The sequence below is a fragment of the Brevundimonas subvibrioides ATCC 15264 genome (assembly GCF_000144605.1).
GTDB lineage: Bacteria > Pseudomonadota > Alphaproteobacteria > Caulobacterales > Caulobacteraceae > Brevundimonas > Brevundimonas subvibrioides.
Genome location: NC_014375.1, coordinates 954870 through 975566 on the forward strand (window position 1 = coordinate 954870; position 20697 = coordinate 975566).

The window sequence follows — 20697 nt, forward strand, 5'->3', positions numbered from 1 at the left end:
CGCCGCGAAGACGCGTCGCGCCACCTCCCCCAACGGGGGAGGATTGCTACACCGCTTCCAGGAACAGCCTGGTCGCCGGGTTGTCGGTCTCGTCGACATAGGGATAGCCCAGCTCGGCCAGGGCGGCGGTCAGGGCGGGCTGTTCGGCGGGCGGGACGCTGATCCCGGCCAGCACGCGGCCGACATCGTCGCCGTGGTTGCGGTAGTGGAACAGGGTCAGGGCCCAGGCGGGTTTCAGGCTGTTCAGGAAGCGCAGGAAGGCCCCCGGCCGCTCGGGGAATTCGAAACGCAGGATCCGCTCGTGCGGCAGGCCGGTGGCGCGGCCCCCGACCATGTGGCGGACGTGCAGCTTGGCGGTCTCGTTGTCGCTCATGTCCTCGACGTCGTAGTCGCCGGACCGCAGCGCGGTGATCAGGTCGTCCTTCTCGTGCGGCCCCTGTTTCAGCGCCACGCCGACGAAGATGTGGGCGCGTCCCTCGCCCGACCAGCGGTAGTTGAACTCGGTGACCGAGCGGCCGTCCAGCGCGGACAGGAAGCGGCTGTAGACGGCGCGGTCGTCGGCCATGGCGACGGCCAGAAGGGCCTCGGTGCCCTCGCCGATCTCGGCCCGTTCGGCGATGTGGCGCAGGCGGTCGAAGTTGACGTTGGCCCCGGAGTTGACGGCGATCAGCGCGCCTTCGCCCGTATCGGGATGGGCGGCGGCCCAGGCCTTGAGGCCCGCCAGCGCCAGCGCCCCGGACGGCTCGGCCACGGCGCGGCTGTCGTCGAAGATGTCCTTGATGGCGGCGCAGATGGCGTCGTTGTCGACAGTGACGATCTCGTCCAGCAGGTCCCGGCACAGGCGGAAGGTCTCGGTGCCCGCGCGGCGCACGGCGACCCCGTCGCAGAACAGGCCGACCTGGTGCAGGGTCACGACCTCGCCTGCCGCGATCGCGGCCTGCATGCAGGCCGCGTCGACCGGCTCGACGCCGATGACGCGGGTCCCGGGACGCAGGAATTTGACGATGGCGGCAACCCCTGCGGCCAGGCCACCCCCGCCGATGGGCACGAAGATGGCGGCGATCGGACCCGAATGCTGGCGCATGATCTCCAGCCCGACGGTGCCCTGCCCGGCGATGACGTCGGGATCGTCGAAGGGGTGGATGAAGACCGCGCCGTCGGTTTCCGCCCGGCGGCTGGCCTCTGCGAAGGCCTCGTCGAAGGCGTCGCCATGCAGGATGACGTGGCCGCCGAGCGCGCGCACGGCCGCGACCTTGATGGGCGGGGTGGTGACCGGCATGACGATGGTGGCGGTGGTCCCGCGCTTGCGGGCCGCGAAGGCGACGCCCTGCGCATGGTTGCCGGCCGATGCGCAGATGACGCCACGCGCCAGCTGTCCGGCATCGAGGGTGGCGATCTTGTTGTAGGCCCCTCGGATCTTGAACGAGAAGATCGGCTGCAGGTCCTCGCGCTTCTGCAGCACCGCGCGCCCGAGCCGGCGGGTCAGGCCGGGCAGGTGGTCGAGCGACGTCTGGATCGCCACGTCATAGACGCGGGCGGTCAGGATGCGACGGAGTGTTTCTTGCATGAAGATGACGTCTGGCGGCAGATATAGAACGAACTATCCCACAGACGCGATTTTTGCGACCGTCTTTTGCCGATCGGTCTCGATCCGGCGTCGGCCTTCGTGGCGCGCGGCGCGCGCTATTGTCTCTCGCCCTGCCCTTGCACGCCTCCGCCATCGGCCTATATTGCCTCCAGTTATGCTAACTTTGAGCATAAGTGTGGGGAGGCCGGTTTGGTCGTCAGTCTGCAGCTGGATCGCAAGATCGCCGAGGAAACCGCGCCCGTCTGGGCCAAGGTCAAGGACTTCGTCACGCCGATGGAGTGGCCGGACCAGGCGCGCCTGATCTCCGAGATCAACGCCCTGAAGAAGGAGCGCGACGCGGTCATCCTGGCCCACAACTACATGACGCCCGAGATCTTCCACGGCGTCGGCGACTATGTCGGCGACAGCCTGGGTCTGGCCAAGGAAGCAGCCCGTTCGAGCGCGAAGGTCATCGTGCAGGCGGGCGTGCACTTCATGGCCGAGACGTCGAAGATCCTGTCGCCCGACAAGACCGTGCTGATCCCCGACCTGAAGGCGGGCTGTTCGCTGGCCGAGGCGATCACGGGGGCGGACGTGCGGCTGATCAAGCAGCGCTACCCCGGCATTCCCGTCGTCACCTATGTGAACACCACGGCCGATGTGAAGGCCGAGACCGACATCTGCTGCACCTCGGCCAATGCCGTCCAGGTGGTGGAGTGGGCGGCGAAGGAATGGGGCGTCGACAAGGTCATCCTGATCCCCGACGAATTCCTGGCACGCAATGTGGCGGCCCAGACGACTGTCGGCATCATCGCCTGGAAGGGTCGCTGCATCGTCCACGAGCGGTTCCGCGCCGCCGACATCGAGGAGATGCGCCAGGCCTATCCGGGCGCCGAGATCCTGGCCCACCCGGAATGCCCAGAGGATGTGCTGGCAGCCGCCGACTTCGCCGGCTCGACCGCGGCCATGACCGACTACATCACCGCGAAGAAGCCGCGTCAGGTGGTGCTGATCACCGAATGCTCGATGGCAGCCAACATCAAGGGCGACGTGCCCGAGGTCGACTTCATCGGCCCGTGCAACCTGTGCCCCTACATGAAGCGGATCACGCTGGAGAACATCCGCGACTGCCTGCGCGACATGCGCTTCGAGGTCACGGTGCCGGAAGAGATGATCGCCCCGGCGGCCCTGGCCGTGCAGCGGATGATCGACCTGCCGCCGCCGCTGGTGCCGGCCCGCTATGACATGATCAAGGCCCGGCACCATGTGTCGGTGGAACTGATATGAGCGACATCGGTCCCTGGGGTTCGCGCGACGGGCGCGTCACGGCACCGGCCGCGTCGCCGACGACGGCCGTGCCCGCCTCCAGCCCCGGCGCGCCGTCGATCGACAAGGGCCAGAGCCTGCCCTGGGCGATCGGATCGACGCTGTTGCTGGGTGGTTTCATCTGGCTGACGTCGGGCAGCTGGATCGTCGCGGTGGCGGCGATCTTCGGTCTGTTCGTGCACGAGTACGGCCATGTGCTGGCAATGAACCGTCTGGGGATGGGCCCGGCGAAGATCTACATCATCCCGTTCCTGGGCGGACTGGCCCGCGGGCAGCGGAACCCGGACAGCGAATGGCACGGCGTGCTGGTATCGCTGGCGGGGCCGGCGTTCGGTCTGCTGGCCGTGCTGCCGATGGTCGGTGTGTGGCTGGTGACCGGCGACCCGGAATGGATGCTGGGTGCCTTCATCATCGCCATGATCAACCTGGTGAACCTGGCCCCCGCGCCGCCTCTCGACGGGTCCAAGGCGCTGGGCCCCGTGCTGGCGCGGATCGATCCCATGGTCGAAAAGGTGGCCCTGATCGCGGTCGGAGCCCTTGTGGTGTGGTGGGGTTTTTCGACCGGCCGCTGGATCCTCGCCGTCTTCCTCGGAATCTCCGTCTTCGGCGCGCTGCAGCGTGGGCCCTGGCGACCGGGCGAGCAGAAGCTGACCTGGCCACAGGCCGGCAAGTCGCTGGGACTGTTCCTGTTGACCGGCGCGGCCTGCGCGGCGGCCGGTCTGGGCGTGCTGCTGCCGATCGCCGAAGGCTCTCCGACCGAGGCCCTGAACATCGCCGCCCGCTTCATCGGCTTCGACCGATGAGCCGGATCGTGCACGACGGCCCGCTGATCATCGGCGGCGGCCTGGCGGGCCTGTCGGCCGCGCTGTCGGCGGCTCCGAAACCGGTTTTGGTCATCAGCCCGGCCCCCCTGCTGGAGGCCGCGTCGAGCGCCTGGGCCCAGGGCGGCGTGGCGGCGGCCCTGTCGAGGGACGATGCGCCGGCGCTCCACCTCAAGGACACCGAGGCGGCCGGGGCCGGTCTGGTCGACCATCACGCGGCCGAGGTCCTGACCGACGAGGGGCGCTCCACCGTGGAATGGCTGGCCTCGCTGGGCGCGCCGTTCGACCGGGATGCGGCGGGCGAATTCTCCGTGAGTCTCGAGGCCGCACATTCGATGGCGCGGGTGGCGCGCGTCGGCGGCGACGGGGCGGGGCGGGCGATCCTGTCGGCCCTGGTCGCCTCGGTCCGGGCCGCCGGTCACATCACGGTCTGGGAGGATGCGCGGCTGCGGTCGCTGATCCAGGACGAGACGGGCCGGGTGCGCGGCGCGGTGATCGAACATCCGGGCGGGACGCTGGTCGAGGTTCTGGCCACGGCCGTCGTTTTGGCCACCGGCGGCGCGGGCGGGCTGTTCGGGGCGACCACGACCCCGACCGCGCTGAAGGGCGAGGGCATGGCCCTGGCCTGGGCGGCGGGGGCCGAGATCCTGGATCCCGAGTTCGTGCAATTCCACCCCACGGCCATCGACGTCGGTCTGGATCCCATGCCGCTGGCGACCGAGGCGTTGCGCGGCGACGGTGCGCGGCTGATCGATCGCGACGGGCATTTTCTGCTGGGCGAGGCGCCGGACGCGGACCTGAAGGCGCGCGACATCGTGGCGAGGGCCGTGCATGCGGCGCGGGCGGCGGGACGCGGGGCCCTGCTGGACGCGACCAAGGCCATCGGCGCGCATTTCCCGACCGAGTTCCCGGCCGTCTTCGCCGCCTGCATGAAGGCCGGCCTGGACCCGCGCGTGACCCCGATCCCGGTGGCGGCGGCGGCCCACTATCACATGGGGGGCATCGCGGCCGATCCGGACGGCCGGACCAGTCTGCCCGGCCTGTTCGCGGTCGGCGAATGCGCCGCGACCGGGGTGCATGGCGCCAACCGTCTGGCGTCCAATTCCCTGCTGGAAGCGGCGGCTTTCGGCCGGCGGACGGGACGGCTGGCGGCGACGATGACGGCCACCACCGGGCCGGTCGTGGTCGGGGCGGTGATGGACGACCTGCCCGCCGCGGCCCTGCTGGAGATGCGCGTCGGGATGAGCGCGGACTGCGGCGTGGTGCGCGACGGTGACGGGCTGCGGCGTCAGATCGCCCTGATCGACCGGCTGGAAGCCGCGCATGGCGCCGCCCCGGCCCTGGTGGCCGCGCGGCTGATCGTCGAGGCGGCCCTGGCCCGGCACGAGAGCCGGGGCGGGCATTACCGCAGCGACTATCCGGACACGGCCAGTGTGGCGCGGCACACCCGCTTGCGTCGCGTCGGGATCGAGGCGATGGCGGCGGCATGATCCCGTCGCTTCCCGATGTCCTGATTCTGCCGATCGTGCGCGCCGCCCTGGCCGAGGATCTGGGGCGGGCGGGCGATGTGACGGCTGCGGCCTGCATCCCCGAGGCTGCGCGCATGCGGGCCGTGTTCGCGGCGCGCAAGCCCGGCGTGCTGGCCGGGATCGACTGCGCGCGGCTGGCGGTGCTGGAGATGGATCCGAAGGCGTCGATCGACCTGCGGATGCGCGACGGGGACGCCTTCGAGGCCGGGGCCGTCCTGGCGGAGGTCGAGGCGGAGGCGCGGGCCTTCCTGTCGGCCGAGCGGACGGCGCTGAACCTGCTGGGTCGGCTGTGCGGGATCGCCACCCTGACGCGGGACTATGTGCAGGCCGTGGCCGGGACGGGAGCCCGGATCGCGGACACCCGCAAGACCACGCCGGGCCTGCGCGCCCTGGAGAAGCACGCGGTGCGCTGTGGCGGCGGGATCAACCACCGCTTCGGTCTGGATGGCGCCATCCTGATCAAGGACAATCACATCGCCGTCTGCGGCGGGGTCGAGGCGGCGGTCCGCGCCGCGCGGGCCCACGTCGGCCATCTGATGAAGGTCGAGGTCGAGGTGGACGGGCTGGAGCAGCTGAACGTCGCCCTGGGCATGGTCGCGGCGGGCGAGGGGCCCGACGTGGTCATGCTGGACAACTTCGACCTCGCGAGGCTGGCCGAGGCCGTGCGGCGGACGCGGGACGGTGGGCACCGGCTGGTGCTGGAGGCCTCGGGCGGGGTCAATCTGTCGACCGTGCGCGCCATCGCCGAAACGGGCGTGGACGTGATCTCGGTGGGTGCGCTCACCCATTCGGCATCGGTTCTGGATATCGGCCTCGACGCCGTCTGACCCCGCAGCGCGCGATCGGCCCCTGGCCCTGACGCGCCGGCTGTCCGGCACCCCCGCCCCCTCCCGGAACGGAGGGTGCACCGGGGCGTTTCCCACGCGGGGCGTGATGAAGGCCAGACGATGGATCGATCCAGCGAGCCCCCCGAAACCCGGGACGATACGGTCGCGGTACCTGAGCTGTCGGTGAGCGGGCTGCCGGCGGGTTTCACCGGCCTGCCGGGCGCGAGCGATCAGGCGGAACGCGAGGTCTCGCCGGACTACGGCACCCTCAAGGACAACCGGATGAACCGCTGGACGGTGCGGGACGACCAGGTCCCGGACGACGATCAAGCCGTGGGGGTCGAGCCCGCCTGATCGGTGGAGGACGCCGACAGGGGCGCGGTCTGGACCTGCGGGGCCGCGGGCACGGACTGGGCGGTCGGTGCGGGGGCCGGCCGGGTCGTCTCCGTCGGCGCAGCGGATGCCGCCGTCAGGTTTTCCTGGGCCACCAGCGCCGTATAGGCGATCGCCTCGCCGGCCTGGCGCATCGTGGTCTGGGGGTCGATGCCCGCGTAGACGGCGCGCTGGATGTCGCCGCCGGTCGAGGGACGGGTCTGGTAGGCGAAGGCGGTGCTGGAGCCCGAACGGCCGCCGAACCGATAGAAGACGTGGCTGCCGACCTGGCTGACCCGCAGCAGGGAGTTCCTCCAGGACGGGGAGACGCCCGTCGTGTGGAAGTGTGTGGCGTTGCCGACGCTGGCGTAGACCGACCCTGACAGGGCGGCGGAGGCCACCGTGCGGGCCCGATTCCAGGCCGCGCGGTTGACCGGGGCGCGCATCGAACCGTCGCAGGTGAAGCTGAACTGGCAGCCGATCCGGCGGCCGGCCCCCTGGAAGACGACGCCGCAGACGCTGTTCGGGAAGGCGGGATGGCGGGCGCGGTTGAGTACGACCTGGGCCACGGCGCGCATGCCGTCGGCCCCTTCGCCGCGGGCCTCGTAATAGGCCGCTTGGGTCAGGCATTCGAGGTCGCGGCTGTCGTCCAGCGCGCTGCCCAGATGGAAGGGGCGGGCGGCGTCGGACAGGGTGGTCAGGCTGGCGCGGCGGAGGTCGGAGCCGGCCCCCTGCGGACGCAGTTGTTCCAGCCGCGCGGTCAGTAGTTCGGTCTGGCGGTCGCGCTGGGCAGACCCGGCGACGGTATAGGGATCGTGGCGGCGCGCGATGGTCAGGGCGCTGGCGTCCAGCCCCCCGGCGGCGGCGGCCAGCGCTTCCTCGGTGAAGCCGGCGGAGGTGGCGCCCTCCAGCCGTTCGGCCTGGGCGCGCACGGTCGTCGCCTTGGCGACGGTCCCGCCCAGATAGGCGCAGCCGATTCCCAGCCCCAGCACGCCGCCGAACACCGCAGCTGCCGTCATGGGCCGGATACGGGCCACACGATCGGCGCGCGATATCGCACGCGTCTGCGAGGGATGGAACAAAGGCGTCGTCCTATTCAGCAGGGCGGGAAGCTGCCCCTTGGTCGTCTGCAGAACCGGGCGACAGGGTGTGTCGCGGGCCGGTTTGCGAATCGAGGCTCGGTGAACGCGAGACCGTCGAAGAAAGCGCCTTAAGCCATCCGTTTATGGCGCCAATGTGGTTGATTCGCAAATTCGCGCTGCAGTGCAGCATTCGTCGCAGGCTTGCGCCGAATATAGAGCACGGAAACCACCACGTCATGTTCCGGACGGGGCTTTCGATGCGAAGACTGTATCCGGATGCACAGGCAGCGTCACAAAAGATTATAGGGGCGCCGATACGCACTCTGGGCGGGCCGATATACTGTAATTGATGCCTGCGACACCGGCCGTCATGCTCAGGGCGCGGGAGGATGCGGAACCTGTGCCGTACGGCCACGTTCCGATCTCATCATCATCGACAGGACTCCAGCCATGCGCCGCACCGCCCTTGCCACGCTCGCCCTCACCGCCCTGGCGCTCGGCGCCTGCGGACAGACCATCGAACAGCGCGCCGCGACGGGGGCCGTCGCCGGGGCCATCGTGGCCGGTCCGGTCGGGGCGGCGGTCGGCGGCGCGGCCGGTACGGCCGTCGGACAGGCGGCCAAGCCGGACTGAGGGGCTGGATCGACGCGCGATCGTCCCCATATGGCGTAATCCGCGTGCGGCCCTGACGCGACGATAGACCCCAATAACGGCCCGGATTGGCGAATACCGGGCCTGCGCGCTTGATTTCCGGCGCAGATTCGGGTTTGCCGACCGCCGGACGCCGTGGAGCCTCCCGATCGCTGCGTCCGGTTTGTCCGGACGGGCGACCCAACCCTTCGAAGGACGACCGACCGCTCGCATGAGAGATCTGAAACAGACCGGCTTCAACGACCGTATCACGGCGCAGCAGGAGGCCAAGAAGGCTCTGCTGGCCAAGTTCAAGCCCAAGCCGACCGTGACCGACCCCGAGTTCGACCGACTGGCCGAGAAGCGGGCCGCGGAAAAGGAAGCGCTGCGCCTGCAGCACGAGGCCGCCAAGGCCGAGGAACGCCGGATCAAGCAGGAGCGCGAGGAAGCGCGCCTGGCCGAGCTGCGCAACAGCGAGGAAGCCATCGAGGCCGAGAAGCGGGCCGCGCGCAAGGAGCGCAAGCAGCTCACCAAGGAAGAGCAGAAGGCCGCGCGCGACGCGCGTTACGCCGCCCGCAAGGCGCGGCGGTAGGTTACCGCTCCTGGCGGCCCAGCGCGGCCGCCAGCTGCTCGCCTGAATACGGTTTGCGGATGAAGGGCCAGGGGGCTTCGGCCAGGGCCGCATCGACGTCGTCGCCTGCATAGCCCGACGTCAGCACGATCCGCATCCCGGGATACTGGTCGGCCGCCTGACGGGCCAGTTCGAAGCCCGTCATCCCGCCGGGCATCACCACGTCGGACAGCATGATGTCGAAGCGGCGTCTGGCCAGGGCCGCCAGGGCGTCCGGCCCGGTCTCGACCGCCTCGACCTCCAGCCCCATGCCCCCCAGCAGATCGACGGCGATGACGGCCACGCTGGTGTCGTCCTCGACCAGCAGCAGGCTTTGGCCGGAGATGTCCGCCTGCGGCGGCACGGGCACCGCCGTCACGGCCTCCTCGGCGGCGAGGGGCGGGAGATACAGGGTGATCTGCGTCCCCTGACCGACCGTGGACTCGATACGCACCCCGCCGCCGCTCTGGCGCGCGAAGCCGTAGACCTGGCTGAGGCCCAGACCCGTGCCCTTGCCGACCGACTTGGTGGTGAAGAAGGGTTCGAACACCCGCCGCAGGGTCTCGGCAGCCATGCCGACGCCGGTATCCGAAACGGTGATGCAGACGTAGTGGCCGGCGGCCAGCTCGGTGACGTGTCCGGCCTCGACGTCGCAGGCCTGGGTCTGGACCGTGATCGTGCCGCCGTCCGGTGCCGCGCGCTCGGCGACCGCGTCGCGGGCGTTGACGATCAGGTTCAGCAGCGCGGCCTCGAACTGGGCCGGATCGACGATTACGCGCGCGCCGCCCCGCTTGAGCTTCAGCCTGTAGGATACCGCCTCACCGACGGCGCGCCGCAGCAGCGGGTCGCTCTCGCGGATCAGGGCATTGATATCGATGGCCTCGGGGCGCAGGGCCTGCCGACGCGAGAAGGCCAGCAGCTGATGCGTCAGCCGCTCGCCGCGCCGGGCGGCCGACAGGGCGGCCTCGCCGAACTTCTGGCGGCGCGCGGCGTCGTCCGGCGACTTCAGGATCAGGTCCAGCGCGCCGATGACGACCGTCAGCAGGTTGTTGAAGTCGTGGGCGACGCCCCCGGTCAGGCGGCCGACCGCCTCCATCCGCTGGGCATGCATCAGGTCCGCCTCGGCCTTGGCCTTTTCCGCCAGCGCTTCGCCGACCCGGTCTTCCAGCAGCTCGTTGATGCGTTTCAGGTCCTGCTCGACCCGGCGCGCGTCCGTGACGTCGAAGGCCACGCCGACGAAGCCGATGATGTCGCCGTGCAGGGTCAGGCGCGGTCGCGAGAAGGACCGCAGCCAGCGGTACTCCCCGCTGTGGTGCCGATAGCGAGCCTCCAGCGCGAAGGGCTGCCGGGTGGCCTCGCCCGCGACGGATTCCTCCACCAGCCGGGCCTGGTCCTCGGGGTGGATATAGCTGCGCCAGTCCGCGGTCCGGACGGTCTCGTAGTCCCCGCCCATGTAGTCGACATAGGCCTGGTTGACGAAGGACCGGGTACGGTCGCGCTGGGTGACCCAGATCAGCACGGGCGCGGTGTCGGCCACAGCGCGGAAGCGGGCCTCGCTGTCGCGGACCTCCAGTTCGGCGCGGGCCCGTTCGACGTCGGACCAGGTGCGCTCCGCCACGTCCTCGATCAGGGCGATCTCTTCAGGCGTCCATTCGCGGGGTGTCCGGCAATGGATCTGCAGGAAGGCGCGCATGTCCCCGCCCCGGAACAGGGGCACCACGATCAGGCTGCCGACCGACAGCGCATCGAAGGCCGCGCGCGACGACGCCGTGCGCCCGTCGGTCGCGACGTCCCTGACGACGACCGTCCGGCCGAGTTGCAGGTCCGGCTCCAGACCGCCGCCGAACTCCGACAATCGGAAGGTGCCCGCCGCGCTGGGTACGCCCTCGACCCAGTCCGGCATGTGGGTGGCGGTCAGTCGGTCCTCGGAAAGCTCGCCGTAGCCGACGCGCGAGACCCCCAGCATCCGGCCCAGCACGCTCTGGACATGGTCCATGATGCCCTGCGGGTCTTCCAGTTCGCGCACCCCGTCGGCCAGCTCCAGCAGGAAGCGCTGGCGGCGCTCCTGACGCGCGAGGGCGTCCAGGGCTTCCCGCGTTTCGGTGACGTCGAACGACAGGCCGACATAGCCCTGGAACGCGCCCGATCCGTCGAAGCGCGGATTGACCGACACCCGCATCCAGCGCCAGACGCCGTCGTGGCGCAGGAAGCGGCCTTCGAACCCGTAGGGGCTGAAGTCCAGCCGGGCCTCGGCCTGGATGGCGTTGACGCCGTCGATGTCGTCGGGATGGACGGAGGCCTTCCAGGCCAGCCCCAGAAAGCTGTCCGCCGGCTTGCCGTAAAAGCTGACCAGCGCCGCGTTGACGAACTCGACCTCTCCGGCCGCATTGGTCAGCCACACGGGGGAGGGGGCGGTGTCGGCCATCAGGCGGAACCGCTCCTCGCTTTCGCGCAGAGCGACCTCGGCGGCCTTGGCATCGGTGATGTCGACGGCGACGGCGATGAAGCCGTCCGGCTTGCCGCTGTCGTCCAGAAGCGCCCGCAGGCTGGTCAGGGCCCAGACGATCGCGCCGTCGGGCCGGATGTAGCGTTTCTCGATCTGGCTGCCGTCGCCCCCCGACAGGACGTCGGACAGCAGGTTCAACGTGGCCTCCACGTCGTCCGGGTGGCTGGCGTCGCCCGTGGAGACCCCGATGATGCTCTGTTCGGTCAACCCCAGCAGCTCGGCGAACCGGGCGTTGGCGCTGACGACCCGGCCGTCCAGCCCGACCTTGGCGATGCCCGCCGCCGCCTGATCGACCATGGCCTTCAGCTCGGCCTCGTTGCGGCGCAGGGCGGCGTCGGCCGCGCGAGCATCCGTTACATCTGTATGGACGCCCACCCATTCGACGAGGTCGCCCGAGGCATCCAGGGTCGGCACCGCCCGGACGGCAAACGTACGATAGACGCCGGCCTCGGTCTTCACGCGGTGTTCGAACTCGAACACGGTCCGGGCGGCCACGGCCTGGTTCCAGGCCTCCAGTGAGGGGCGGACATCGTCGGGATGGAGGGCGTTCGACCAGCCGTAGCCCTGATAGTCCTCACGCGACTGACCCGTCAGGGCGGCCCAGCCGGGCTGATCCCCTTCCATCCGGCCATCGGCCGTGTTGGTCCACAGGATGCCCCGGACGGCATCGATCGCCGTGCGGAAGCGGGCCTCGCTATGGCCCAGATCGGCGACGGTCCTGTCCAGGCGCGCCAGCGTCTTGCGCAGGGCCGCCCCCACCAGCGTGGCGAACAGACCGACGACGACGAAGTTGAAGGTCGCGACCTGCCCCATGCGCGACGCGATGCCGACGCCGACCGCATCGGGCCCGGCGATGATCCAGCCCCCGAACAGGCAGCCCAGAACCGCCGCGACGCCGGCGATCCGTCCCCCCGCCAGCCCCGCCAGGATGACGGCCGGCAGCAGGATCATGAATCCCGTAACCTCGCCGTAGAAGGCCCTGCCGGCCCAGCGCAGGGTCAGACCCGTGGCCGCAAAACCGAGGCCCAGAAGAACGGCCTGCCACCAGGGGCGCGCGCCGACGCGGGCGAGTCGGGCGATCATCGCCTCCGGCTGCCATCCACGACCCGTCCCCCCAGCGACGCCCATCAAACCCCCGTCCGCGCATCCGCGCGATCTGCCGCAACGCTTTGACGGTCCGGGCGTTCCCGTCGGATCGCAAGCGTGGCATTTTCGGTCCGGTCCCGTGCCACGGGTTGGCGCGCCGGGCGCGAATGCCTAATTCAACGCCGTCCCCGACGTCCGCCAAAGGAAGATCCCATGACCGCCGCCACCATCGACACCGGCCTGACCAAGGCCGAACGCACCAATGTGACCCAGGAGCTCAGCAAGGTTCTGGCCGACAGTTTCGCGGTCTATCTGAAGACCCACGGCTATCACTGGAACGTGCGCGGTCCGGAGTTCTTCACCTATCACAACCTGCTCGAGCAGCAGTATCGCGACATCTGGAATGCGCTGGACGAGATCGCCGAACGCATCCGCGCCCTGGGCGAATTCGCGCCTCAGTCCCATTCGGCCTTCGCCAACCTGACCTCCATCAAGGACGGCGATCCCGAGAAGGACGCGCCGACGATGCTGAAGGAGCTGATGAAGGACCACGAGACGGTCATCGCCACCTGCCGGGCCGCCCTGACGATCGCCGATGACGACGGCGACGACGTCTCGGTCGACCTGCTGACGCAGCGTCTGGCGGCGCACGAGAAGTTCGCCTGGATGCTGCGGTCGACCCTCGGCGGCCGATAGGCACCGCTGACCGAACCGTAATCCCCGGCCCGAAAAGCGCCGCGAAGGATGGGTAACCCCCGTTCTCGCGGCGTTCGCGCCTCAGACCGAAAGCCCTATGCCGATATCCTTCGCCACACCGATCGACTGGACCCGGGTCAAGACCCGTGCCCGTCGCTATGTGGCGGCCCTGCCTGCAGCCCTGGCGGCCCTGGGCGTGGCCATGGCGGCCGGGTCGACGGTGCGCTCCGACGATGATCGCACGGCCGAGGCGGTGGCGAGGGTGACCGGGGGCGATCTGACGCCACGCGGTCTGGCCGCGCTGTCGGCCCGGATGGATCCGGCCCAGCTGGCCCTGGCGATCCGGTCCGACCCCAACGCGCGCCACCAGGCCCTGCTCGGGCTGACGCCGGGCTGGGAGAGCCTGACACTGGCCGGCAAGCCGTCGCTGGAGCTCGGCACCAACGGGCTCGAGGCCCAGCGCATGAACGCCGCCATGCCGGCGACCACGGGCGCGCTGCGCGAAGCCCGGCCGTTCGTCTTCAACGCGGCGACCGAGGCCGACCGTCAGCGGGCGCTGCGCTGCCTGACCCAGGGCGTTTACTACGAAGCCGCGCTGGAAAGCACCGAAGGCCAGGAGGCCGTGGCCCAGGTCATCCTGAACCGCGTGCGCGATCCCAACTATCCCAACACCGTCTGCGGCGTGGTGTTCGAGGGCGCGGAGCGGACGACCGGCTGCCAGTTCAGCTTCACCTGCGACGGTGCCCTGGCCCAGGCCCCGGTCGGCTGGGCGTGGAACCGAGCCCGCAGCGTGGCCGAGCGGGCGCTGGCCGGTCATGTCGCCGACGCCGTCGGCACCGCTACCCACTATCATGCCGACTACGTCCACCCCTGGTGGTCGCCGACGCTCGCCAAGATCACCCAGATCGGCGCGCACATCTTCTATCGCTGGAAGGGCATCTACGGCGAGACCGCTGCCTTCAAGCAGCGCTATGCCGGGCGTGAGCCGGTGATCGACGAGGCCCGTTTCTCGCGCCCCCGCTTCGTCGCCCCGCCAACGCAACTGGCCGAGGGCGACCTCAGCGCCGCCGATGCCGCGGTCCTCGCGACCGGCGGCGCCAACCTGCGCACCGTGGAGATCGACGGCCACACCCGCGTCGTCGGCGTGGCCAGCCTGGGCGGTCGCCGGCCCGGGACGGCGGACGAGATCGCGGCCATCAACGCCCGACTGGCCACTTTCGAGGCCCCCGCCATCGCGCCCGCGCCGCTGGCACCGGCTCCCGCCGGGGTGACCCGGATGGATGTCGAGGAAGTCGGCCGGCCGGCCGGCTGACCGTCCGGCGGTGCAACCGCCCGCGACGTCACGCATTTTAAGGCCCTCCGCCAGACGGCCCAGCTTGGAACGTAACTTGACCGCAGCCGACCTGCCCGCAAACGAGACCGAGCGCCTGGCTGCGTTACGCGCCTACGACATTCTCGACAGCGAGCGCGAGCAGGGCTTCGACGACATCGTCAAACTGGCGTCGGCCGTCTGTGACGCGCCGATCGCGGTGGTCAACCTGATCGACCGCGGACGGCAGTGGTTCAAGGCGGAGGTCGGGCTGGGCGTGCGCGAGACGCCGCTCGAGACGTCGCTGTGCGCTCACGCCCTCCTGCAGGAAGACGGCATGGTCGTGCCCGACGCGACCCTGGATCCGCGGTTCGAGTGCAATCCCCTCGTCAGCCCGGAAGGGGGACTGAGGTTCTACGCCGGGCGGCTGCTGAAGAGTCGTGACGGCTACGTTCTGGGGACCCTGTGCGTGCTGGATACCAAGGCCCGGCCGCAGGGCCTGACCCCGCGTCAGGAAGAGACTTTGGAGATCCTGGCGCGGCAGGTCATGTCGCTGCTGGAGCTCAGGCGCACGGTCCGCGAGCGCGACAAGGGCATCGCCGACCTGGCCGAAAGCGAGTCCAAATTCCGCGCCATCGCGGACTCGATGCCCCAGATGGTCTGGTCGACCCGGCCCGACGGCTTTCACGACTACTACAATGCCCGCTGGTACGAGTTCACGGGCGTCCCGCCCGGCTCGACCGACGGCGAGGCCTGGAACGGCATGTTCCACGCCGAGGATCAGGAACGGGCCTGGGAGGCCTGGGAACACTCGCTCAGGACGGGCGATCTGTACGAGATCGAGTACCGCCTGCGCCGCGCCGACGGCGTCTATCGCTGGACCCTGGGGCGGGCGACGCCGATCCGGAACGCCGAGGGCCAGATCGTCCGCTGGTTCGGCACCTGCACCGACATCGACGATCTGAAGAAGATGGAGCAGGGCAAGGACCTGGTCAGCCAGGAACTGAGCCACCGGATCAAGAACATCTTCGCCGTGATCTCGGCCCTGATCGCCCTGTCCGCCCGCGAGTATCCCGAGGCCAAGGCCTTCGCCGCCGCGGTGCGCAACCGCATCGGGGCGCTCGCCCGGGCGCACGAGTTCGTCCGGCCCCATTCCGAGGTCTCGCGGCCGACGGTGGGCGACACCACGCTGCACACCTTCCTGAACGCGCTGTTCAAGCCGTATGCGGACAACAGCGGCCAGCCCCGCGTGCTGATCGAGGGCGAGGACGCCGTCTTCGACGACCAGGCGGCGACCTCGGTGGCCCTGCTGTTCCACGAACTGGCGACCAACGCCGCCAAATATGGCGCGCTGTCGACGCAGGACGGCCGGATCCTGCTGCACACGCGGGCCCAGGACGACCGGTTCATCCTGTGCTGGAAGGAAGTCGGAGGCCCCCCGGTCGTCAGCCAGCCGACCCGGGTCGGCTTTGGATCGTCTCTGGCGACGCTGTCGGTCGAAGGTCAATTGGGTGGAAGGCTGGAACGAAGCTGGCGACCGGAGGGTTTGGTTGTGGAGGCCGATCTTCCCGCCACTGCGCTATCAAGACGCAGGGCCGCCCTCAAACTCGCTTGAAACCGATAACGCCGTTGGACGTTCGTTCGCGGCACCTGACCATTTGACACCGGAACTGAAACGAAAAAGGCCATGACTGCGCGTATCCTGATCATCGAGGACGAGGCCCTTGTGGCCATGGAACTCCGCTTCGTGCTGGAGGACCTGGGTCACGACGTGATCGGAACCGTGGCCGATGCCCGCGCCGCGCGCGCCATGGCGGCCGAGACCGACATCGATCTGGCCCTGGTCGACATCCACCTTCAGGACGGGCCCACCGGAATTGAGCTGGGCCGCGAGCTGGGCCAGGAACAGGGCGTGACCGTTCTGTTCATGACGGCAAACCCGGGCATGGTGCGTGACGGCGTGGCCGGCACGATCGGTGTCCTGACCAAGCCGACCGACGAGCGCGCCGTCCAGACGGCCGTCGACTACGCCCTGCGCCGACGCCAGGGGCGGCCGGTCGAGTACGCCCCGCCGGAGCTGCAGCTGTTCGCGTGAGTTCGTCGTCCATTACCCAGCTCCTTTACCGGAGCGAGAGCCTGATCGGGGCCGACAGCGCCCTGCAGATGTCCGACATCCTGGTCGAGGCGCGTCCGAACAACGCCCGCAGCGACATCACGGGTATCCTGACCGCCGTGGGCGGCCGCTTCGTTCAGATCGTCGAAGGCCCGGCCGAGGCGATCGACGACCTGCTGGACCGGCTGGTCCGGGATCCCCGCCATCGCGCCCTGACCGTGCTGGATCGCAGGACGGCGGAAACCCGACAGTTCGGCGACTGGGACATGGTCAGTCCGCGCCTTGCGCCCACCGAGCTGGGCCTGATGACCCTGCTGCTCGAGAACGACAAGGCGGGCATCGACGACTACGCCGGGGTCCTGACATCGGCGGTCCGCCATCAGGAGGCGGTCCTGGAGGGACGTCGTCCGCGGCACGGCTTCACCACAATCACCCCCGACGTCCGGCATCAGTCCAGCCGGCCGCCGAAGGCAACCGGCTAGACCAGATACAGCCGCCGGGGTCGCGGAATCACCAGGCCCCGATCTTCTCCGCCTCATGGTGACTGATCGGATTGTGGGCGCGGGCGTGGTATTCCTCGGCCAGAAAGCGGACCGCTTCCAGAGCGGCCATACAGCCCATGCCGGCGGCGGTGACGGCCTGGCGATAGACGTCGTCGGTGACGTCGCCGGCGGCATAGCAACCTTCCACGTTCGTGGACGTGGTCCCCGGCTTCACGACCAGATAGCCGCCCTGCTTGGTCTCCAGCTGGCCCAGGAACAGCTCTGACGACGGCGCATGGCCGATGGCGATGAAGACGCCGTCGCAGGCGCGCTCGTGCGTCTGGCCGGTTTTAGCGTTCTTCAGCCGCACCCCGGTGACGTTCGACGCCACGCCGTCGTTGTGGCCCAGGATCTCGTCGACCTGGTGGTCCCAGACCACCTCGACCTTGGGATTGGCGAACAGCCGGTCCTGCAGGATCTTCTCGGCGCGGAACTCGTCCTTCCGGTGCACAACCGTCACCTTGGACGCGAAGTTGGTCAGGAACAGCGCCTCCTCGACGGCCGTGTTGCCCCCGCCGACCACCACGACCTCCTTGCCGCGATAGAAGAAGCCGTCGCAGGTCGCGCAGGCGCTGACGCCGAAGCCCTGGTATTTCGCCTCGGACTCCAGACCCAGCCACTTGGCCTGGGCCCCGGTGGAGATGATCACGGTCTCGGCCAGGATCTCGGCGCCGCTGTCCAGCTTCAGGCGGAAGGGCCGCTGTGACAGGTCGCAGGACACCACGATGTCCTCGATGATCTCGGTGCCCACGTGGATCGCCTGGGCCTTCATCTGCTCCATCAGCCAGGGGCCCTGGATGGACTCGGCGAAGCCGGGATAGTTCTCGACGTCGGTGGTGATGGTCAGCTGGCCGCCCGGCTGGATGCCGGCGATCACGACGGGGTTCAGGCTGGCGCGCGCGGCATAGATGGCGGCGGTCCAGCCGGCGGGGCCGGAACCGATGATGGCGACGCGGGTGGTTTGTGGATGGCTCATGAGTGCTATCTAGTCGCTGATTCCGCCGGGCGCGATGCCCGCAGGTGTAGATAAGGATCGTCGCATGCAGGGACGCAGTTACATCGGGATCTTCATCGCCCTCGGCGCGGCGGTCGGGGCCGGGATCGGCTATGCCGTCGGCAGCATCCTGATCGGTCTGATCATCGGCTTCGCCCTCGGGATCGCCGTGGGCGTGGCGCTGGACGCCCGGGGTCGCAAGCGCAGCGCCGCCCGCCGGCGCAGCAGCGACGACGGCGACGCCGCGGTCTTTCCCCTGATCATGGGGGCCGGAACAAGCAGCGACGGCCACGGCCACGGCCACGGCCACGGCGACGGCGGGTCCTCCGGCAGCGGCGGAGACGGCGGTGGCGGCGGCGGGGGCGACTGAGCCTCGCCCCGCGGTCTGAAAGCGTCAGGTCCGCAGCCTTGCCAAACCCGGCGGATCGGGATGAAGCTTTGCCATAGACGCTGGAGGGCGACATGGCGGGCAGGAACTGGCTGGCGATCTGCGCCATCGGAGGCGGGCTGCTGGGCGGCGCGCTGGGGGTTGCTCTGGGCGACATCTTCGGGGGCGTGGCCGGCGGGCTGATGCTGGGCGGCGTCATCGGCCTGGCGGTGCGCGGCAAGAGCCCGACATCGCGACAACAGGGAACGGGTCAGCCGGCGACGGGCCTGCATGATCCCTTTCCGCATCACCTCGGCATCGGCGCGGCCGGACTGATGGCGGCGCATCACACCCCTGCGTCCGAGACGTCCGCGGATGCCACCTGCGCCGTGGACAGCGGGACCTCGTTCGACATGGGCGCGGGGGCGGACTGCGGCGGGGGCGGCGGAGACAGCGGCGGCGGAAACTAGATCCGCTTCATCCCTGCCAGCACCGCGCGCGCGGCGCGGTCGGTCTCGGCCAGCGGCGCATAGGACCAGGTCTCCAGCGTCCCGTCGAACGGTCGCGCGGCCCCGCGCGCCTGCAGATCGGCGTGAAGCTGCGCGAACTTGCCGGGGGCCCTGCGCGCGATCATGGGCAGGACGTGCACGGGCTTGCCGGTCGAGGCGGCCTCGGCGGCCATGTTGGCGCTGTCCTCCGTGACCAGGATGTGATCGGCCGCTTCCAGAAAGGCGAACAGCGGATTGGGCTCGGTGCCGTCCCAGATCCAGCCGGGCAGGTCCGACAGGCGCAGGCTCATCGCCGACCGCGCCACGGCCGGCGTGCGTCTCGAGAAGGTCAGCATCAGCGATCCCCCGGCCTCCCGCACCGCCGCCTCGATCCGGTCGGCCAGGGCCAGGGCGTGATCCTCGGTCAGGTCGAACGCGCGGGACGTGCCGCCGATCAGGACCGCCACGCGCGGCCGGGGCAGGGGTGACAGGCGCCCGGCGAAGTCCGGCGCCGCGGCGTCGAGGGTGTCCGGCGTGATCCGGTGCGGCGACCCGGTGATGGCGACGACGTTGGGCCCGGTCAGGCCGTCGTGGGCGGGCGCCACGACCCGATCGAAGGCGGCCGGGTCCATGCGGGGATCCTGGGTCTGGACGACGAACGTCCGGCCTCCACTGCGTTGCCGAGCCACCAGCGACAGCGGCAGGGTCGCCCGGCCGGTGGCGATCCACAGATCGGGCCAGGGCCCGGAGACGTCCGGGAACGGCGCATCGCCGGCCGGATCCAGCATCCACAGAGCCTTGAGGCGGACCGGCAGCCAGTCGAACGCGCGCCGCCACCGGAAGCGTTTCACGGTGATGTCGGCGGGCGTCAGGCGCGCGATCGCCTCGGCGAGACCCAGCGCCTGATTTTCCATGCCGACGCGGCCGTCGGAGACGACCTGGATGCGAAGAGGGCCGGAGCCTACTTCCACTCGACCTTGAGGATTTCGTAGGCCTTCACGCCGCCGGGCGTGTTGACCTCGACGGTGTCGCCGACGGCCTTGGAGATCATGGCGCGCGCGATGGGCGAGGAGATCGAGATCTTGCCCTTCTTCACATCGGCTTCGTGTTCGCCGACGATCTGGTAGCGACCCTCTTCCTCGGTGTCCTCGTCGACCACGGTCACCGTGGCACCGAACTTGACCTGGTCACCGCTGAGTTTGGACACGTCGATCACCTGGGCGCGGCTGATCTTGTCCTCGATCTCCGCGATCGAGCCCTCGATCCAGCCCTGACGCTCCTTCGCGGCATGATATTCGGCGTTCTCGGACAGGTCGCCGTGCTCGCGGGCCTCCGAAATGGCCGCGATCACGCTGGGACGTTCCACCGACTTCAATTGCTTAAGCTGATCGTCGAGGGAGCGGTAGCCCTCGGCCGTCATCGGCACTTTTTCCATGTCGTCGTGATTTTTCTGGGTTGTCGCCCGGTAAACCGGAGAAGGGACTGAAGAGAAACTCTGGCGAATGCACTGGATCGCTGGGCGCGCGCGACCGGCCGAAGAAACTAGGCCACCCCGGCCCGAAACTCAAGGTGCGTCAGGTGGCGGGCGGGTGCAGGGCATCCGGCTCGGACCGGGCGACCGGCGCGGGTGTCCGGTTGCGGGTCAGCGCATTGCGGGTCACGCGATAGACGATCCAGGCGACCAGACCGGCGGCGAGCAGCGCCGCCAGACCCGACATGACCGCGATGCCCATGGCGATGAAGGCCAGGAACAGGGCGACGGCGGCGGCCAGGGCCGCACAGATATGGATCATTTTCAGGCGCATGGCCTGTTAACGCCTGCCGCTCGCCAA

Annotated in this window: 21 protein-coding genes; 14 read left to right on the top strand and 7 right to left on the bottom strand. The window is 69.7% G+C overall.

The genetic code is table 11. The features are described 5' to 3' along the window. Positions 1–46 precede the first annotated feature (46 nt). The gene (gene ilvA / locus BRESU_RS04795; protein WP_013268379.1) at positions 47–1567 is read right to left on the bottom strand and encodes a threonine ammonia-lyase, biosynthetic; all 1521 of its coding nucleotides are present in this window, start codon (positions 1565–1567) and stop codon (positions 47–49) included. A 210-nt stretch (positions 1568–1777) separates the two neighbouring features. Between ilvA and nadA the strand changes: the two genes are divergently transcribed. The 5 genes from nadA to BRESU_RS04820 all read left to right on the top strand — a co-directional run bounded on the left by nadA (position 1778) and on the right by BRESU_RS04820 (position 6424). After that, positions 1778–2854 (top strand): quinolinate synthase NadA, encoded by a 1077-nt coding sequence (gene nadA, locus BRESU_RS04800; RefSeq protein WP_013268380.1) that lies wholly within the window; start codon positions 1778–1780, stop codon positions 2852–2854. Beyond that, a complete protein-coding gene (locus BRESU_RS16805; protein WP_013268381.1) occupies positions 2851–3696 on the top strand; it encodes a metalloprotease in 846 nt (281 codons plus the stop codon). Before nadA ends, BRESU_RS16805 begins: the two co-directional genes overlap by 4 nt. After that, the gene (locus BRESU_RS04810) at positions 3693–5204 is read left to right on the top strand and encodes an L-aspartate oxidase (protein ID WP_013268382.1); all 1512 of its coding nucleotides are present in this window, start codon (positions 3693–3695) and stop codon (positions 5202–5204) included. Before BRESU_RS16805 ends, BRESU_RS04810 begins: the two co-directional genes overlap by 4 nt. Next, positions 5201–6070 (top strand): carboxylating nicotinate-nucleotide diphosphorylase, encoded by an 870-nt coding sequence (nadC, locus tag BRESU_RS04815; RefSeq protein ID WP_013268383.1) that lies wholly within the window; start codon positions 5201–5203, stop codon positions 6068–6070. The genes BRESU_RS04810 and nadC overlap by 4 nt, the downstream gene beginning before the upstream one ends. Positions 6071–6190: 120 nt before the next feature. Continuing rightward, on the top strand, positions 6191–6424 hold the full coding sequence (locus BRESU_RS04820; RefSeq protein ID WP_013268384.1) for a hypothetical protein: 234 nt from the start codon (positions 6191–6193) through the stop codon (positions 6422–6424). Here the strand turns inward: BRESU_RS04820 and BRESU_RS04825 are convergent. Next, positions 6397–7461, bottom strand: coding sequence for a cell wall hydrolase (locus BRESU_RS04825; RefSeq protein ID WP_013268385.1), 1065 nt, complete (start codon positions 7459–7461; stop codon positions 6397–6399). The genes BRESU_RS04820 and BRESU_RS04825 overlap by 28 nt on opposite strands. Positions 7462–7974: 513 nt before the next feature. Between BRESU_RS04825 and BRESU_RS04830 the strand changes: the two genes are divergently transcribed. Together BRESU_RS04830 and BRESU_RS04835 are read left to right on the top strand one after the other, a co-directional pair. After that, positions 7975–8157: a hypothetical protein gene (locus tag BRESU_RS04830; protein WP_013268386.1), complete on the top strand. Its 183-nt coding sequence runs from the start codon at positions 7975–7977 to the stop codon at positions 8155–8157. A gap of 229 nt (positions 8158–8386) precedes the next feature. Further along, the gene (locus BRESU_RS04835; protein ID WP_013268387.1) at positions 8387–8746 is read left to right on the top strand and encodes a DUF6481 family protein; all 360 of its coding nucleotides are present in this window, start codon (positions 8387–8389) and stop codon (positions 8744–8746) included. Position 8747: 1 nt separating this feature from the next. Here BRESU_RS04835 and BRESU_RS16810 read toward each other — a convergent pair whose 3' ends face one another. After that, a complete protein-coding gene (locus tag BRESU_RS16810; RefSeq protein WP_050762467.1) occupies positions 8748–12353 on the bottom strand; it encodes a PAS domain S-box protein in 3606 nt (1201 codons plus the stop codon). Positions 12354–12569: 216 nt separating this feature from the next. Here BRESU_RS16810 and BRESU_RS04845 point away from each other — a divergent pair, with 216 nt between their 5' ends. The 5 genes from BRESU_RS04845 to BRESU_RS16815 all read left to right on the top strand — a co-directional run bounded on the left by BRESU_RS04845 (position 12570) and on the right by BRESU_RS16815 (position 16956). Further along, positions 12570–13052, top strand: coding sequence for a Dps family protein (locus tag BRESU_RS04845; protein WP_013268389.1), 483 nt, complete (start codon positions 12570–12572; stop codon positions 13050–13052). 97 nt (positions 13053–13149) lie between these two features. After that, positions 13150–14364 (top strand): cell wall hydrolase, encoded by a 1215-nt coding sequence (locus BRESU_RS04850; RefSeq protein WP_013268390.1) that lies wholly within the window; start codon positions 13150–13152, stop codon positions 14362–14364. A 76-nt stretch (positions 14365–14440) separates the two neighbouring features. Next, positions 14441–15976, top strand: coding sequence for a sensor histidine kinase (locus BRESU_RS04855; RefSeq protein ID WP_013268391.1), 1536 nt, complete (start codon positions 14441–14443; stop codon positions 15974–15976). A gap of 72 nt (positions 15977–16048) precedes the next feature. Then, positions 16049–16456, top strand: coding sequence for a response regulator (locus BRESU_RS04860; protein WP_013268392.1), 408 nt, complete (start codon positions 16049–16051; stop codon positions 16454–16456). Further along, positions 16453–16956 carry a BLUF domain-containing protein gene (locus BRESU_RS16815; RefSeq protein WP_013268393.1) on the top strand — a complete coding sequence of 168 codons (504 nt, stop codon included), beginning with the start codon at positions 16453–16455 and terminating at the stop codon, positions 16954–16956. The genes BRESU_RS04860 and BRESU_RS16815 overlap by 4 nt, the downstream gene beginning before the upstream one ends. 28 nt (positions 16957–16984) lie before the next feature. On the opposite strand, the gene trxB is transcribed toward BRESU_RS16815, so the two are convergent. Next, positions 16985–17992: a thioredoxin-disulfide reductase gene (trxB, locus tag BRESU_RS04870; protein WP_013268394.1), complete on the bottom strand. Its 1008-nt coding sequence runs from the start codon at positions 17990–17992 to the stop codon at positions 16985–16987. Positions 17993–18056: 64 nt separating this feature from the next. Here trxB and BRESU_RS16820 point away from each other — a divergent pair, with 64 nt between their 5' ends. Beyond that, positions 18057–18380: a hypothetical protein gene (locus BRESU_RS16820; protein WP_013268395.1), complete on the top strand. Its 324-nt coding sequence runs from the start codon at positions 18057–18059 to the stop codon at positions 18378–18380. 92 nt (positions 18381–18472) lie between these two features. Next, positions 18473–18847, top strand: a complete 375-nt coding sequence (locus BRESU_RS04880; RefSeq protein ID WP_013268396.1) for a hypothetical protein — start codon at positions 18473–18475, stop codon at positions 18845–18847. Here the strand turns inward: BRESU_RS04880 and BRESU_RS04885 are convergent. From BRESU_RS04885 to BRESU_RS04895, 3 genes are all read right to left on the bottom strand, one after another. Continuing rightward, positions 18844–19779: a mitochondrial fission ELM1 family protein gene (locus BRESU_RS04885; RefSeq protein WP_156796111.1), complete on the bottom strand. Its 936-nt coding sequence runs from the start codon at positions 19777–19779 to the stop codon at positions 18844–18846. The two genes, BRESU_RS04880 and BRESU_RS04885, sit on opposite strands and share 4 nt — an antisense overlap. 47 nt (positions 19780–19826) lie before the next feature. Beyond that, on the bottom strand, positions 19827–20300 hold the full coding sequence (gene greA / locus BRESU_RS04890; RefSeq protein WP_041761297.1) for a transcription elongation factor GreA: 474 nt from the start codon (positions 20298–20300) through the stop codon (positions 19827–19829). 139 nt (positions 20301–20439) lie between these two features. Then, a complete protein-coding gene (locus tag BRESU_RS04895; RefSeq protein WP_013268399.1) occupies positions 20440–20670 on the bottom strand; it encodes a hypothetical protein in 231 nt (76 codons plus the stop codon). Positions 20671–20697: the final 27 nt, after the last annotated feature.

Bases quoted from the DNA above. Each gene is read 5' to 3' on its own strand.
- ilvA (WP_013268379.1), bottom strand. From the start codon at position 1,567: ATGCAAGAAACACTCCGTCGCATCCTGACCGCCCGCGTCTATGACGTG.
- BRESU_RS16805 (WP_013268381.1), top strand. From the start codon at position 2,851: ATGAGCGACATCGGTCCCTGGGGTTCGCGCGACGGGCGCGTCACGGCA.
- BRESU_RS04810 (WP_013268382.1), top strand. From the start codon at position 3,693: ATGAGCCGGATCGTGCACGACGGCCCGCTGATCATCGGCGGCGGCCTG.
- nadC (WP_013268383.1), top strand. From the start codon at position 5,201: ATGATCCCGTCGCTTCCCGATGTCCTGATTCTGCCGATCGTGCGCGCC.
- BRESU_RS04820 (WP_013268384.1), top strand. From the start codon at position 6,191: ATGGATCGATCCAGCGAGCCCCCCGAAACCCGGGACGATACGGTCGCG.
- BRESU_RS04825 (WP_013268385.1), bottom strand. From the start codon at position 7,461: ATGACGGCAGCTGCGGTGTTCGGCGGCGTGCTGGGGCTGGGAATCGGC.
- BRESU_RS04830 (WP_013268386.1), top strand. From the start codon at position 7,975: ATGCGCCGCACCGCCCTTGCCACGCTCGCCCTCACCGCCCTGGCGCTC.
- BRESU_RS04835 (WP_013268387.1), top strand. From the start codon at position 8,387: ATGAGAGATCTGAAACAGACCGGCTTCAACGACCGTATCACGGCGCAG.
- BRESU_RS16810 (WP_050762467.1), bottom strand. From the start codon at position 12,353: ATGATCGCCCGACTCGCCCGCGTCGGCGCGCGCCCCTGGTGGCAGGCC.
- BRESU_RS04845 (WP_013268389.1), top strand. From the start codon at position 12,570: ATGACCGCCGCCACCATCGACACCGGCCTGACCAAGGCCGAACGCACC.
- BRESU_RS04850 (WP_013268390.1), top strand. From the start codon at position 13,150: ATGCCGATATCCTTCGCCACACCGATCGACTGGACCCGGGTCAAGACC.
- BRESU_RS04860 (WP_013268392.1), top strand. From the start codon at position 16,049: ATGACTGCGCGTATCCTGATCATCGAGGACGAGGCCCTTGTGGCCATG.
- trxB (WP_013268394.1), bottom strand. From the start codon at position 17,992: ATGAGCCATCCACAAACCACCCGCGTCGCCATCATCGGTTCCGGCCCC.
- BRESU_RS16820 (WP_013268395.1), top strand. From the start codon at position 18,057: ATGCAGGGACGCAGTTACATCGGGATCTTCATCGCCCTCGGCGCGGCG.
- BRESU_RS04880 (WP_013268396.1), top strand. From the start codon at position 18,473: ATGGCGGGCAGGAACTGGCTGGCGATCTGCGCCATCGGAGGCGGGCTG.
- BRESU_RS04885 (WP_156796111.1), bottom strand. From the start codon at position 19,779: ATGGAAAATCAGGCGCTGGGTCTCGCCGAGGCGATCGCGCGCCTGACG.
- greA (WP_041761297.1), bottom strand. From the start codon at position 20,300: ATGGAAAAAGTGCCGATGACGGCCGAGGGCTACCGCTCCCTCGACGAT.
- BRESU_RS04895 (WP_013268399.1), bottom strand. From the start codon at position 20,670: ATGCGCCTGAAAATGATCCATATCTGTGCGGCCCTGGCCGCCGCCGTC.